Origin of the sequence: Pelomonas sp. Root1444 (assembly GCF_001426885.1) — a bacterium.
In the GTDB taxonomy this organism is placed as follows: Bacteria; Pseudomonadota; Gammaproteobacteria; order Burkholderiales; family Burkholderiaceae_C; genus Pelomonas.
This window is the reverse complement of sequence record NZ_LMFP01000003.1, coordinates 84,802-96,861: the sequence shown is the minus strand read 5'-3', so window position 1 is coordinate 96,861 and position 12,060 is coordinate 84,802. Positions and strand designations below refer to the sequence as shown.

Annotated in this window: 16 protein-coding genes; 8 read left to right on the top strand and 8 right to left on the bottom strand. The window is 65.9% G+C overall.

From position 1 onward, the window contains the following. Positions 1 to 186: 186 nt before the first annotated feature. Complete coding sequence (locus tag ASD35_RS03285) at positions 187 to 462, bottom strand: hypothetical protein (protein WP_056873491.1); 276 nt, start codon at positions 460 to 462, stop codon at positions 187 to 189. 107 nt (positions 463 to 569) lie between these two features. Further along, positions 570 to 1,451, bottom strand: a complete 882-nt coding sequence (locus tag ASD35_RS03280) for an NYN domain-containing protein (RefSeq protein ID WP_235538225.1) — start codon at positions 1,449 to 1,451, stop codon at positions 570 to 572. Positions 1,452 to 1,464: 13 nt separating this feature from the next. Here ASD35_RS03280 and ASD35_RS27900 point away from each other — a divergent pair, with 13 nt between their 5' ends. Further along, on the top strand, positions 1,465 to 2,061 hold the full coding sequence (locus ASD35_RS27900) for an SOS response-associated peptidase family protein (protein WP_082579876.1): 597 nt from the start codon (positions 1,465 to 1,467) through the stop codon (positions 2,059 to 2,061). A 134-nt stretch (positions 2,062 to 2,195) separates the two neighbouring features. Further along, entirely contained in the window at positions 2,196 to 2,405 is a 210-nt protein-coding gene (locus ASD35_RS03270; protein ID WP_157275350.1) for a hypothetical protein, read from the top strand. Positions 2,406 to 2,881: 476 nt separating this feature from the next. Here ASD35_RS03270 and ASD35_RS03265 read toward each other — a convergent pair whose 3' ends face one another. After that, positions 2,882 to 3,136: a hypothetical protein gene (locus tag ASD35_RS03265; RefSeq protein ID WP_056873487.1), complete on the bottom strand. Its 255-nt coding sequence runs from the start codon at positions 3,134 to 3,136 to the stop codon at positions 2,882 to 2,884. Positions 3,137 to 3,936: 800 nt separating this feature from the next. Here ASD35_RS03265 and ASD35_RS03260 point away from each other — a divergent pair. From ASD35_RS03260 to ASD35_RS03245, 4 genes are all read left to right on the top strand, one after another. After that, on the top strand, positions 3,937 to 4,365 hold the full coding sequence (locus tag ASD35_RS03260) for a single-stranded DNA-binding protein (RefSeq protein WP_056873486.1): 429 nt from the start codon (positions 3,937 to 3,939) through the stop codon (positions 4,363 to 4,365). Positions 4,366 to 4,434: 69 nt separating this feature from the next. Next, positions 4,435 to 5,316 (top strand): DUF932 domain-containing protein, encoded by an 882-nt coding sequence (locus tag ASD35_RS03255; RefSeq protein ID WP_056873485.1) that lies wholly within the window; start codon positions 4,435 to 4,437, stop codon positions 5,314 to 5,316. A 269-nt stretch (positions 5,317 to 5,585) separates the two neighbouring features. Then, a complete protein-coding gene (locus ASD35_RS03250) occupies positions 5,586 to 5,867 on the top strand; it encodes a YlcI/YnfO family protein (protein ID WP_056873484.1) in 282 nt (93 codons plus the stop codon). Then, complete coding sequence (locus ASD35_RS03245; protein ID WP_056873483.1) at positions 5,864 to 6,181, top strand: type II toxin-antitoxin system RelE/ParE family toxin; 318 nt, start codon at positions 5,864 to 5,866, stop codon at positions 6,179 to 6,181. The genes ASD35_RS03250 and ASD35_RS03245 overlap by 4 nt, the downstream gene beginning before the upstream one ends. Before the next feature lie 345 nt (positions 6,182 to 6,526). Here ASD35_RS03245 and ASD35_RS03240 read toward each other — a convergent pair whose 3' ends face one another. The 5 genes from ASD35_RS03240 to ASD35_RS26995 form a co-directional block, all read right to left on the bottom strand. Then, on the bottom strand, positions 6,527 to 6,721 hold the full coding sequence (locus tag ASD35_RS03240; protein ID WP_056873482.1) for a hypothetical protein: 195 nt from the start codon (positions 6,719 to 6,721) through the stop codon (positions 6,527 to 6,529). A 14-nt stretch (positions 6,722 to 6,735) separates the two neighbouring features. Then, the gene (locus ASD35_RS03235; RefSeq protein WP_056873481.1) at positions 6,736 to 6,921 is read right to left on the bottom strand and encodes a hypothetical protein; all 186 of its coding nucleotides are present in this window, start codon (positions 6,919 to 6,921) and stop codon (positions 6,736 to 6,738) included. A gap of 178 nt (positions 6,922 to 7,099) precedes the next feature. Then, positions 7,100 to 7,549, bottom strand: coding sequence for a hypothetical protein (locus ASD35_RS03230; RefSeq protein WP_056873480.1), 450 nt, complete (start codon positions 7,547 to 7,549; stop codon positions 7,100 to 7,102). Further along, positions 7,546 to 8,289, bottom strand: coding sequence for a StbB family protein (gene stbB / locus ASD35_RS03225; RefSeq protein WP_056873479.1), 744 nt, complete (start codon positions 8,287 to 8,289; stop codon positions 7,546 to 7,548). The genes ASD35_RS03230 and stbB overlap by 4 nt, the downstream gene beginning before the upstream one ends. After that, entirely contained in the window at positions 8,286 to 8,735 is a 450-nt protein-coding gene (locus ASD35_RS26995; RefSeq protein WP_157275349.1) for a hypothetical protein, read from the bottom strand. The genes stbB and ASD35_RS26995 overlap by 4 nt, the downstream gene beginning before the upstream one ends. A gap of 295 nt (positions 8,736 to 9,030) precedes the next feature. Between ASD35_RS26995 and ASD35_RS03220 the strand changes: the two genes are divergently transcribed. Next, positions 9,031 to 11,580 (top strand): PAS domain S-box protein, encoded by a 2,550-nt coding sequence (locus ASD35_RS03220; RefSeq protein WP_082579875.1) that lies wholly within the window; start codon positions 9,031 to 9,033, stop codon positions 11,578 to 11,580. A gap of 99 nt (positions 11,581 to 11,679) precedes the next feature. Next, positions 11,680 to 12,024, top strand: a complete 345-nt coding sequence (locus ASD35_RS03215; protein WP_056873477.1) for a PilZ domain-containing protein — start codon at positions 11,680 to 11,682, stop codon at positions 12,022 to 12,024. Positions 12,025 to 12,060: the final 36 nt, after the last annotated feature.

Sequence of the window (12,060 nt, the reverse complement as noted above, 5' to 3'; positions counted from 1 at the left end):
TGGCTGCGGAGGAAGACCGGCACGGAGGTCTTCCTCCACGAGACGAACCAGTCGTGCCTGCGCGCCCAATCAATGGACACAAAAAAGGCTCGTCGACGTAAAGCCGACAAGCCCAAAACTGTGCCGTCAAGGAACGCACAGCAACTGCGATGTTGAGGCTGGCCTATAGCCGCGCCTCGAATGGGGCTAAGCCGTCGCCAGTTCCCTTTGGTGGAGTTGGCGGGCCGTGAGACGGTCGTCACGCTCGGCCCACAGTGCCTCATGCTGCCGGCGTTGACGCACTGATTCGGCCTGAAGGTCCCGAAGCTCAGAACTGGCGGCTATCCGCCGTTGGGCCTCGCGGATGGCGGGCGCGAACTCCGGGCTGACGCTGAGCTTGTAGTTCAAAAAGCCGTCATGCCGCTCCGGGAAGACCTTCCACCAGGCGACGATGCTTTCAGGTTCGTTGAGGTTCAGCAGCATGGGAACTCCGAATTTGTCGGCTCCAGCGGCTGGAACCCAGCGGGTACTGTAATTGCATACAGTGTCTTCCGCAAGCTCGTCCTCGCAGCGGTGGACGCGGGCCGATGTCAACGCAGGCGCAGCATGTGGTCCGAGTCGCCCTTTTTGACTTCGACGACGGCATCCAGCGCTTTGACCATCTCGGCGAAGCTGGCGTGCCCGTGGTCCCGGGTGTCGAAGGTGGGATCGAGGCGTTTGATCATGTGCCACACCGAGCCCTTGTTGACCCACGGTTCGCCTTTGGTTTCGGCAAGCAGGCGCACCGCCCGTCGCAGCATGTCAACGGCAGGATCTGGGGGCGGTGGCACGACGGCCTTCAATCCTGCCGGTGCAGGTCCCTCTTCCATCGGCGGCGGGCCGACCAGGGCGTCGTAGTAGCGGAACTCGTGGCAGCTCTTGGCCCAGTGCTTGTTGGTATTCCTGCGGTTGCCGATGCCGATGAGGATGCGGCCCGCCGCCTTGATCTTCTGCGCGACCGGCATGAAGTCGCTGTCGCCACCCATGATGACAATAGTTCTGACGTGGGCGAAGCGGGCGATGTCTTCGGTCGCGTCCAGGCAGAGCTTGATGTCAGCGCCGTTCTTCGCTGCCGCGCCTGGCGGGAACAGCTGGATCAGCTCGACGGCGCTCTGCAGCAGGGCGTCGCGGTAGCGGCCGAAGAACTGCCAGTTGCAATAGGCGCGGTTGATGGCCACCGGCCCGAACGAGGCGCTGAGCTCGACCAAGGCCTGGACGTCGACCAGCGGCTCCTGCGGCTTGAATCGGTTGTCCTGCTTTGCGTAGGTGCCGTCGCCGTACTTCGCGTCGACGAGCCCTGCGTGCAGGTTCTCGAAATCCCAGTACATGGCGACGGAGCCGCTTTCGTCGTTGTGGTTTGAGCTCATCTGTTCGCCCTCCGATCCGGGTGATCGTAGAGGCGCTGCGTGATCGGAAGAGGGGTGGTGCGCCACGTCCTCGAGGACCCTGCGGTGCCCAAGGACCGCTCGCTGGGTTCTACATTCACGCGGGCTCGCTTGCCGAAATGCCCGAACCGGCGGGGGTGGCGCTGCCTGCGACATCGCATCCGGACGCTGCCCCGTTCCTGGTGCCCGGCTGAGCGACTTCGGGTGCCGCGGCGACCCGCTGATTGCGGCGGGCCTGTGGGGCGTCTGGATCGGCCCGCACGGCGAGGAAATCTTGTCCTTCACCATGCTGACCACCAACGCGGACGGACACCCTTGGTACAGCCGCATGCACGCACCGGGCGAAGAGAAGCGCATGCCGGTGTTCCTGCCCCAGGAGGACTACAAAGCCTGGCTGACCTGTTCCACCGACGAGGCCGGTGCGTTCATCCGCCAGTTCCCCGCGGAGCTGCTGTTGGGAGAACCCGCGCCGGCCCCCTGGAAGCCCCTGCCGGAGCCCAACGAGTGGGAACAGGAGCCCGACATGTTCACCGAGGAGTGGCGCGAGGCTGCCGACGACCCCACGGCCCGTGAGCTGTCCGCCAAGCGCAGCCGGCCGAAGTCCAAGAAGCCAAAGGCTGATGACTCGCCTGGGCCGGTCACGGGGGACCTCTTCTAGCGTCTACGCCGTCTCCCTCTTTTGGGGGATACGCGGGGGATATCGGGGGTGGCATCCCCCTTCGTTCCCACCTACGGGCGATGGTCCGAGCGCACCGTCGCGCCGAGACTGGCTTCATCAACAGGGAGCCCATCATGCACACCATCTCGAACCGCAGCGCTGCGATGCTGCAACGGATGCCCCGCTGGTTCACCGCGCAGGCCATGCAGTCGGCCAAGGCGGCCAGCGACCGTCAAGCGGCGGCGGACAGCCAAAGGGAGATGGAGTTCCTGTGCGGCGTCGAGGTGGTCGAATCGGACTTCGGGGAGTGGCTGGACACGGTGGCTGCGTTCAACCAGCGATGATGGACTCACGGACACAAGGGAGAGCACCGATGAAGGCCGAGCACCAAGGCGGGCCGTGCGCCATCCTGTGTGTCGAGCCGCAGCTTTGACGCTTTCCCGCCGCTGTTCAACCTGATGGTCAACGCCCTGAAGGACACGTCACGATCACCAAAATGCGGCCTGAGGTTGGTATGACAGCCTTCTACATCTCTCGCCCAGGTTGCTGGCCACGCTGGGCGTGCCGCGGTTGGCTGGTCGTGCCGCAATGCCGGGCAGGCGCCGGAGTCGCCGGGACCATTCTGATTGCTGCGGCTTGCCGCGATCGCCTTCGCGGCGTGTGTCGTTCGCACGGTCTAACTGGCCAGCCGATCGGCTTTGATGAACTGCCTCGCGCGACATCGGCTCAATCGACGCGCCGTTCACGCACCGTGTACCTGTGATTTCTCGGCAAAAGAATACCCGCCAGCGGCGGGTGATCGACTGACCCGGTGGGTGATTCAGACGAGCCAGGCCGCGGTCTGGGCTGCAGCCACCGTCACTTCAACCGGCGTCGTGCGGTGCACCTCGATGACGACACGCGGCAACTTGGCAGTGACCACGGCATCCGCGCGCTTGCCGACGACGACCACGCGCTCGAGCTTGACGATCTCGGTCGCGGATGTAGCGGTGCGATTGGCCAGCACGATGCCGGTGGCTGCGGCGACGGTCACGGCGGCGACGGCGATGGCGAAGGTGTTGGCAACGGTGTTCATGGTGGGCTCCGGTGAATTGCTGTGTCAGTGATTGCAGTGTCTGCAGCGGCGAACCCTGGCGCGAGTGCGACGCGATGGATCGCTGCCCGCGGCGGATGGACTGCAGGTTGGCGGGACGGACCGTCGCTGGCGACAAGGGTCCGGTCCGGGGAGTGGCTGGCCGGAGGGACGTCGCCAACGGTTGCGTGCATCGCGAGAGGCGTCGCGGCCCTTCCCGTGCCCGGAGACCGCGGCCTGTTTCCTTCACGCTGGACGTGAAAGGGCCGCTTGGCGAACTGGCCGGTTTTGACGAGCTGCGCTGCGCGCTGGGCCGGCCAGATCGCCACCCCGGTCACCCGCCATGCCCGAAGCCGGGCCGCTCTGAAGTGTTCGCAGCGGCTCGACCGTCGCGCCAGTCGCTTTGCTTGGTGTCACGCCGGTCGCAGGGCCGCCGCTGCTCAAGGTGTGTGAGGCGACTTCGCTGCAGGCACTGCGCCAGGCGAGCTGTCACATCGCCTGCGGCTGCTGCGGCGCCTTTCGGGGGAGGGCAGCGTGCCGTCGGTCGTCCCACCGCGACCCCCCTCAACCCCCGTCCCCGGGTGAGGGGGACTTGAGGGGGATCTTCATACGGTGGGCCGGGAAACCGGCGCACTGCTTTGCTGCCGAAGACAACCCCACCCATCCCCAACCCCTTCCCATGAGGGAAGGGGCCATGCCCACCCCCCGCCCGCCCGTGGGCGGGAGCGAGGAGTCCAAGCGAAGGATCTTCATTCAGGGCCCAGTCCGGGACCCGGTCGATCCCTCACGCAAGGAGATAGGTCATGGCCAACGTTCAAGTCATCCAACGCAATGCGCATCTGGCAGGTGCCGTCAAGCTCGAGTCCGTGGCGGGCCGCGAGGGGCGGATCGCCAAGGCCACACTGACGGCGATCAGCAACAACGTACGCGGCTCGGGCGAGTCGCGAGAGCAGCAGTCCACCGTGATCCAGTGGACGCTGTGGGGCCAGCAGGCAGAGAACGCCGGCAACTACCTGGGACGCGGCTCACACGTGAACATCGTCGGCCGCCTGTGCAACAGCAACTACGAGCGGGACGGCAACACCGTCTACAGCTGGAGCTTCACGGTCGAGGAGATCGACTACCTGGACAACCGTGCCGAAGGAGAGGCGCGCCGCGCCGATGCGCGCAAGGTCGACGGCGCAGCCGCCAAGGCAGGCGGCAGTAAGCGGCCGACCCGCTCCCACGCCTGAACCCGGCGGGCGGGCATCGCAGCACCTTGCCCGCCCTTCGACGCCATTCAACGATCGAAGGAGTCCATCATGTACTCGACCCAACCCACGCTCGCCGCGCGCTTTGCGGTTCGCACCACCCGCGTTGTCCGCAGCGACGAGCCTCTGACCGAAGAGCAGATGCGCGCGGCGGCGCCGTCCGTCTTTGCCGCGGGCAAGCATTCGAGCCGCTCCGAGCGCTACACCTACATCCCGACCATTGACGTGCTGCGCGGCCTGCGCAAGGAAGGCTTCGAGCCTTTCATGGTCGCCCAGGGCGCCAGCCGCGTGGAAGGCAAGGCGGAGTTCACCAAGCACATGGTCCGCATGCGCCACCAGCGTGCCAGCAGCAGCCAGTCGCAGGGCGCGCCGGAGGCCGAGGAGATCGTCCTCATCAACAGCCACGACGGCGCCAGCTCCTACCAGATGCTCGCCGGCATGCTCCGTTTCGTCTGCAGCAACGGCCTGGTCGTGGGCGACGTGGTGCAGGACATCCGCATTCCGCACAAGGGCAACGTCCAGGGGGAGGTGATCAAGGGAGCCTTTCGCGTCCTCGAGTCGTTCCGTGAGATCGGCGAGCATGTCCAGGCGATGAAGGCGCTGAGGCTCCAAAGGCCCGAAGAGATCGCTTTCGCGACGGCGGCGCTGGCATTGCGCTTCGGGGCGCGAGCGGTGGAGGAGGGCGGCGGACACCTGCCTGCGCCGGTGACAGCGGCTCAACTGATCGAAGCCCGTCGGCCAGAGGACACCGGCGTCAGCCTGTGGGCCACCTTCCAGCGCGTGCAGGAGAACGTCATTCGAGGCGGCCAGGTGGGCCGGAGCTCCCAAGGCCGGCGGCTGCGGACGCGGCCGGTGGACAGCATCGACCGTGGGGTCAGCCTGAACCGCGCGCTCTGGATGCTGGCCGAGGAGATGCGCAGTCTGATGGGCTGAAGCTGCCTCCAAGCGCTGGATTCACGTCTGAATCCAGCGCACTCGCGCTCGCCAGCCGGCCTGAACATCTCGAATGGGGCTCCGCAGTCGCCTCCTCCAAGAGAAGGGCTTGTCTTTTTGGGCTTTGGATGATTTCGCCGCGGCGCGTTCGACGAAAGGCGCCGTCCGTTCGGGCCGTAGTGGCGCTGTGCAGGCGCCCGGCCCGCCTATGCACCCACTCGGCGGTCGGGGTAGAATGCATCGCAATTGCAACGCACATCTTCAGCGCCATGAAAACCGCTTCTTTGCCTTCGCTGCGAGTCGAGCCGGAACTGCGCGATGCTGCGCAGAGCGTGCTGGAAGAGGGCGAGACGCTGTCCAGCTTCATCGAAGGGGCGGTCCGCCAGACCGTAGAGCGCCGCCGCGTGCAGGCGGAGTTCATCGAGCGCGGCCTGCGGTCACGGGATCAAGCGCGCGACTCAGGCGACTATGTGGAGGCGACCGTCATCTTCGCCAAGCTGGAACGCAAGCTCGACGCAGCCCGCGCGCAAGTGGCCAGGAAGCGCAAGTGACCTTCAAGGTCCGCCTGACGCGGCAAGCCGAGGCGGACCTCGAGCGCCTGTTCGACTTCGTGCTGGAGCGCGAGCTCGCGCGAGACGGGGGCGACCTCGAACTGGCGCAGGAGGCGCTGCTGGCAATGCGTGCCGGCATCGAGACATTGCAGGCCTCGCCTTTTACCTGTCGCAAGGCAGGTCGCAGTCCCTTCCTGCGCGAGTTGGTGATCCCGTTCGGACATACCGGGTACATCGCGCTGTTCGAGGTCGAGGACGCTGCGACGGTGACCGTCCTCGCCGTACGTCATCAGCTCGAGGACGACTATCACTGACCTGCCCGGCGGGCATGCGCTTGCGCATGTCGCCTTGGCGCCGTGCCGTTCTCCTTCTACCGTCTACTTCGCCACCCGCCGGCGAGCCGCAGAAAAAGAAAACCCCGGCGCGTGGCCGGGGTGAACCGCCGTTGCTGTCACAACGGGCGCCTGCTCAGGGAGGAAAAGCAGGGGGCCTAGGCCCGCCGCTACTGTACGGCATGGCAAACGGTCCGGGCGACTTGGAGGCGGTAGCCATGCGTGCCGAACGGCGGGCCGGCGGCAATGCCCAATCACTGAGGCCGGTCGCCATGCGCGGGCGGTCGTTTGCGCGCGAAGTCGTTGCTTGCTGCATGGCCGGCGCCGTCATCTGGCGTTGAACGCGGCGACGGTGTCTTCCCATTCGTCCCAGCCGCTGTCCTTCACCTCGACGGCGCAGATGAACTCCATCTCCTGGCGCCGTGCCGCGGACTCGCGTTGCAGGCGGGCGCGCTCCTCGACGGCGTGGGCTTGTTCCGCGAACCAGCGCGGCAGGCGCTCAAGGACCCCTGTGAGTTTCATGGCTGGTGCGGTCCTCACAGGACGGTCCTCAGCACGTCGATCTCGGTACCCTCCCAGGCGTCCTCGTCCGCCGGAGGGACGACGACGCTGGCGTACTCGAACCGGGTGAGCGCTGCCAGACGTTCCGAGTGGACGCGCAGGGTGTTGAAGTTCGCCTGGCGCGCGGGTTCTTCGGTGGGCATATGGGCTTTGATCTGCATGGCGGTCTCCGGTTTCGATGACGTCAGTCTCGGTGCTGGACGGCGCCAGGAATATCGCCCCGAAGGGGGAGGCCCCGGGGGATGAGGCAGCGGGCATCCCCCTTCGTCTCCCTCTATTGGGGGATGGATCCGTGTTGTTCTTGCTGGCTGGCAGCGGCGCCGTTTGGGCGTGCGTTCTTCAATGCGATGGCAGCGCACAGGCCGCGATGCACCACGTAATGGCTGACGCCGCTGCAGCGGTCGCGGCGTGTACCCACCAGGACCGCCAGCGGTGCTGGCGGTCGCGATCGTCGAGCGACCGGGCGAGGCGCTGGAAAGCCGGCAGCAGTTCCTCCCGGAAGAGCTGCTGTGCGGCAGCCTTCATGGACCGCGTTTGCGCCTCGCCTGCGGTCCGCGCCAGCTCGTCGGTTCGGCGCGCAACGTGCCTGATGGCCTGCGCTTTTGCGTTTCCCATGAGGTTCGCGACGCTGGCGTCCAGGGCGCCGGCCTGGGCGGCCAAGCCGGCGCTTGCCTGCTCGGCGGCCTTTGCGGCCGCATCGAGGGCCGGGACAACGGCCTCGGCGCGGTCCAGCAGCACAGCAAGCTCGCCGAGCGCCTCGACGATCAGCGCTTCCCGCGCGTTGTTCATGCCGTCTTCCGCTGCGGCTGGCGGCCCAATGACTCGCCGATCAGGCCCATACGGAGCGCCGCAAAGCACGCGTCGAGCTCCGGCAAGACGCCTCTGGCGAGACGGCGGTCGGCGAGCTTGTGCGCCAGGGCGAGCTTCTCCGCCTGGTTGTCCGCCTTGGCGATCAGCGCCTTGTAGTCGGTCTGATCCGCTACAAGGGCGTCGAGTTGGCCACCTGAGTTCCTCACGCGTGCATAGACCTCGTTGGCGCCCAACCTGCACGCTGGATCGGCCTGCGCGACTGGATGGGCCGCCACGAACGCGAGGACGGCGTCGAACTGCTGCGCCAGGTCGACGCCCTCATCCAGCATGTTGAACAGCAGCCGCACCTTGCCGGCCGGCACGCCCAGCTGGGAGAGCTCCACGAGCGTGGCGATGGTGTCGATCTGCTGCTTCAATGCGGGCACGGTCGGCACCACGAAGTAGTCGAAATCCTCATGGCTGCCGCGGTAGCGCCGCATGAGCGCCAGCAGCTCCTCGACGTTGCTGGCTCCGATGTCGACGATCACGTCGTCGGCGATCTGCAGGTACTCCTGCAGCTCGCCGAATTGCCGGCCGCGCAGCGCCTGGCCCTGGCCGTCGTCGGCGTTGATGCTCTCGATGGCAACCACTTCGGCGCCAGGGATGCGGGGCAGCAGCACGTGTCGGGCCACGGTCGTCTTGCCGACGTTCCCCGAGAAGTTGATGACGGCGATCTTCATGGTTTGTCCTTTCGGAAGAGGGGGTTGCCGTTGTGCGTCTCAAAGAAGGCGGCCGCGATGTCCCGGCTGCTTGGGCGATTGCCAGCGGAGGTCAACGCGCCGGCGGTGGCGCTGGCCACGGCGCCGGCTTCAAGAGACCCGTCGAGTGCAGGGTGGTCGGCACGGGTGCCGGGATCCGCGCCAGAAGATGCAGCAGCACCGCCTACGGGCGGTCGGCTGGCTTCGATCTGGACCGGGCGCCTTGAAGACGGCGGCCAGGGCGGGCGGGAGGCCTCGCGCTGGACGGTGCTCCTGCTGACCAGGATCCCGACTTCCTCCAACGTCTCGCGGATGGTGTCGTGCGTGTAGCCGAGCGCGGCCAGTCGACGGATTTCCGCGCCGTAGGCGCCGGCTTTGCGGGACCTGCGGCCGGGTGCGCGCTTTGGAACGAGGAGGATCTCAGCCACCTTGCCGCCTTCCTGTAGGCGCCAAAGCGCCGTTCTCAGGTCGGCAGGGGGACATCCGACTCGATATCTGTGCAGCTCTGCTCACGTTCGACCCGCCATCTGTGCAATGCCGCCCGGCATCGCTTCGGTAGCTGCGCACTACTGCGCCGCTTGGTCGAATGTTCGGCGCAGCGACGGGGCGTGGACGCACTGGATTTGCTTCGGAATCCAGCGGCCGGTGGCCCTCGATTCAGGCAAATCGTGGGGTTATGTTTGAGTGCAGGATAGGCTGAGTGCCAGCAAATGGCTGGGCGCCATGGCGTCTCGTCCGGTACTCATTGCCAAAGACGGCTCTGAGACACCGGTCGACGCCTATGCGTCCCCAATCAAGGATGCGGCGGGCAACATGATCGGCGTCGTGATGGTGTTTCGTAGTGCTGCCGTGTCCCGTCGGGCCGAGCAACTGCGCACCGCGCGGCTGGAAGTGACTCAGGGCCTGAGCCAGTCGGACACCGTGCAGCAAGGAGCCGAGCGCGTCTTGCGGGCCGTCTGCGACAACCTCGGGTGGGATGTCGGCTGCTTCTGGCTGGTCGAGGACGCCACGGACCGTCTGCATTGCCGAACCCATTGGGCCCGCCCCGACCGACCAGCAGCGACGTTCGCGTCGCAGGCATGCGGCTGGACATTCGAGAAAGGCGTCGGCCTGCCGGGACGGGTATGGGATAGCGGCAGACCGAAGTGGATTCCAGACCTTGCGGCAGATGGCAACTTTCCGCGGCTTTCGCAGGCCGAGGGCAGCGGCCTGCGTAGCGCGTTTGCCTGTCCGATCGTCATCGGAGGCAAGACCTTGGGCGTCTTTGAATTCTTCTCGCAGCGCATGCGCTTGCCGGACCCCGACGTGCTGGAAATGATGGGGGGCACCGCCAGCAACGTCGGCCAGTTCATCGAGCGCAAGCTCGCCGAGGACGACTTGCGGCGCAGCGAGGAAGAGCTTGCGGAGTTCTTCGAGAACGCCACGGTCGGCCTGCACTGGGTGGGTTCCGACGGCAAGGTCTTGCGAGTCAACCGCGCTGAGCTGGAGATACTTGGCTACAGCCGCGACGAATATCTCGGCCATCACATCGCCGAGTTTCATGCGGACAAAGACGTCATCCGCGACATCCTGGCCAGACTCAACGCGGGGGAAAGGCTGACCGAGCAGCCCGCAAGGTTGCGATGCAAGGACGGAACGATCAGGCACGTCCTGATCGATTCCAGCGTGAGGTGGAAGGACGATCAATTCGTTCACACGCGCTGTTTCACAAGGGACATCACGCAACGCTGGCACGCCGAAGCCGCGCTGGCCGACGCCCGAGCTCGCCTGGATGCAGCCCTGGAGGCCGGTGCGATTGCCACCTGGACCTGGGACATTGCGAACAACCGGCTCTACGCAGACAAGAACCTGGCGCAACTTTTCAACCTTCCGCACTCAGAAGCTGACGGTGCCTTGCTGGACCGGTACCTCCAGTCCATTCACCCCGACGATGTCACGCGGATCACCACAGCGCTGGAACGCGCGGTCGCGGGCCATGGGCTGTACGAGGAGGACTATCGCGTCGTGCAGGCCGACGGCTCCGTGCGCTGGGTGACGGCCCGCGGGCGGCCCACGCCCGATGCGTCGGGGCGGCCCGTGCGCATGCCGGGCGTGCTGGTCGACATCACGGAGCGCAAGCTCTTGGAAGATGCCTTGCGCGAGACCGACCGGCGCAAGGATGAGTTCTTGGCGACGTTGGCGCACGAACTTCGCAACCCGCTCGCCCCGATCCGCAACGGTCTGGAGATCTTGAAGATGCCGCGCGTGGATGCCGGCACCGTTCAGCAGACCCGGGCCATGATGGAGCGGCAGGTTCATCAGCTCGTGCGTCTCGTCGACGACCTGTTGGACGTCTCGCGCGTGATGGGAGGCAAGATTGAGCTTCGCAGGGAGTATGTCGAGCTTGCCAACGTGATCGCCCGGGCCGTCGAGACGGTGCAGCCGCTCATCGGTGCCCAGGGCCATCGACTGGCGCTGTCGATTCCCCAGGACTCGCTGCTGCTGGACGCGGACCCGGTGCGAATGGCACAGGTCGTGGGTAACCTGCTGACGAATGCCGCCAAGTACACCGAGTCGAGCGGGCGCATCTGGGTGGACGCAGAAAGGGAAGGCGGGGAGGTGGTACTGCGGGTGCGGGACAACGGCATCGGCATTGCACCGGACGTGCTCCCCCGAGTGTTCGATCTGTTCGTGCAAGCGGATCACGCCTCCACCAAGGCGCAAGGCGGGTTGGGTATCGGCTTGACGTTGGCGAAGAACTTGGTGCAAATGCACGGCGGGACGATCGCCGCGTCGAGTGGCGGGATCGGAGAAGGTGCCATGTTCACCGTACGGCTGCCGCTCGCGAGTTCGCAAGTCGTTGTGCCGGACTCGATGTTGGAAACAACGCCGGCGCACGAGACGCCCTCGTCGGGCCATCGCCTCCTCGTGGTCGACGACAACGAGGATGCTGCCATGAGCCTGACCATGTTCTTGGGCCTGCAGGGCCACACGGTAGAGATGGCCCACGACGGCCCGTCGGCTCTCGCGAAGGCACGCTCCTTTATGCCGCATGCCATCTTCCTAGACATCGGCATGCCAGGAATGGACGGCTATGAAGTCGCTCGCCGGCTTCGGCAGGAGCCTGGCCTCGAGCGTGTAGTGATCACCGCATTGACCGGCTGGGGTCAACGCGAAGATCGCCAGCGTACCGCGGAGGCGGGCTTCGACCATCATCTGGTCAAGCCCCCTGAGGCGAAGGCCCTGGAAGCTTTGCTGGAGAATTCCTTGCCAGGCTTTCGTGCGCGTTCCTGAGACGCTACGGGTTCAGGAGCCAGTCACGCCCGGCTTCTGCAAGCCTCAGCACACCGACGCTCAAGTTAGCAGACGGCGATAGCAGCAGAATACGAGCTCATGAGCACTGAGAAAGATGACCGGCGCAGCGGCTCCCGCCAAGTCCTGCGCACCAAGGCCCAACTGCTATTCCAAGAAGGGCTTCTCTTGGAAGCCCGCACCCTGAACCTCAGCATCAGTGGGATGGCGATCGTTGCCGATGGCCCCGTTGCGCCAGGTACCACCTTTGCGCTGCGCTGCTTTTTGCCAGTCGCCGGGTCTAAGGTGGAGCTGGTGACACAGGCCCGGGTGGTCCACAGCATTTTCAGCAACGCGGAAGGCGGGTTCGCGATTGGCATCGTCTTTGTCAAGCCGTCAGTGGAAGTGCTCAGCTTGATCAGCCGTGCGCTTGGCGCTTCCCGTTGATTGGCCACCACCGAGTCGCAGGTGTCGACGCAACTG

Bases quoted from the DNA above. Each gene is read 5' to 3' on its own strand.
- ASD35_RS03250 (WP_056873484.1), top strand. From the start codon at position 5,586: ATGAAAACCGCTTCTTTGCCTTCGCTGCGAGTCGAGCCGGAACTGCGC.
- ASD35_RS03270 (WP_157275350.1), top strand. From the start codon at position 2,196: ATGCACACCATCTCGAACCGCAGCGCTGCGATGCTGCAACGGATGCCC.
- ASD35_RS03215 (WP_056873477.1), top strand. From the start codon at position 11,680: ATGAGCACTGAGAAAGATGACCGGCGCAGCGGCTCCCGCCAAGTCCTG.
- ASD35_RS03285 (WP_056873491.1), bottom strand. From the start codon at position 462: ATGCTGCTGAACCTCAACGAACCTGAAAGCATCGTCGCCTGGTGGAAG.
- ASD35_RS03240 (WP_056873482.1), bottom strand. From the start codon at position 6,721: ATGAAACTCACAGGGGTCCTTGAGCGCCTGCCGCGCTGGTTCGCGGAA.
- stbB (WP_056873479.1), bottom strand. From the start codon at position 8,289: ATGAAGATCGCCGTCATCAACTTCTCGGGGAACGTCGGCAAGACGACC.
- ASD35_RS03230 (WP_056873480.1), bottom strand. From the start codon at position 7,549: ATGAACAACGCGCGGGAAGCGCTGATCGTCGAGGCGCTCGGCGAGCTT.
- ASD35_RS03265 (WP_056873487.1), bottom strand. From the start codon at position 3,136: ATGAACACCGTTGCCAACACCTTCGCCATCGCCGTCGCCGCCGTGACC.
- ASD35_RS03220 (WP_082579875.1), top strand. From the start codon at position 9,031: ATGGCGTCTCGTCCGGTACTCATTGCCAAAGACGGCTCTGAGACACCG.
- ASD35_RS03255 (WP_056873485.1), top strand. From the start codon at position 4,435: ATGTACTCGACCCAACCCACGCTCGCCGCGCGCTTTGCGGTTCGCACC.
- ASD35_RS03260 (WP_056873486.1), top strand. From the start codon at position 3,937: ATGGCCAACGTTCAAGTCATCCAACGCAATGCGCATCTGGCAGGTGCC.
- ASD35_RS03235 (WP_056873481.1), bottom strand. From the start codon at position 6,921: ATGCAGATCAAAGCCCATATGCCCACCGAAGAACCCGCGCGCCAGGCG.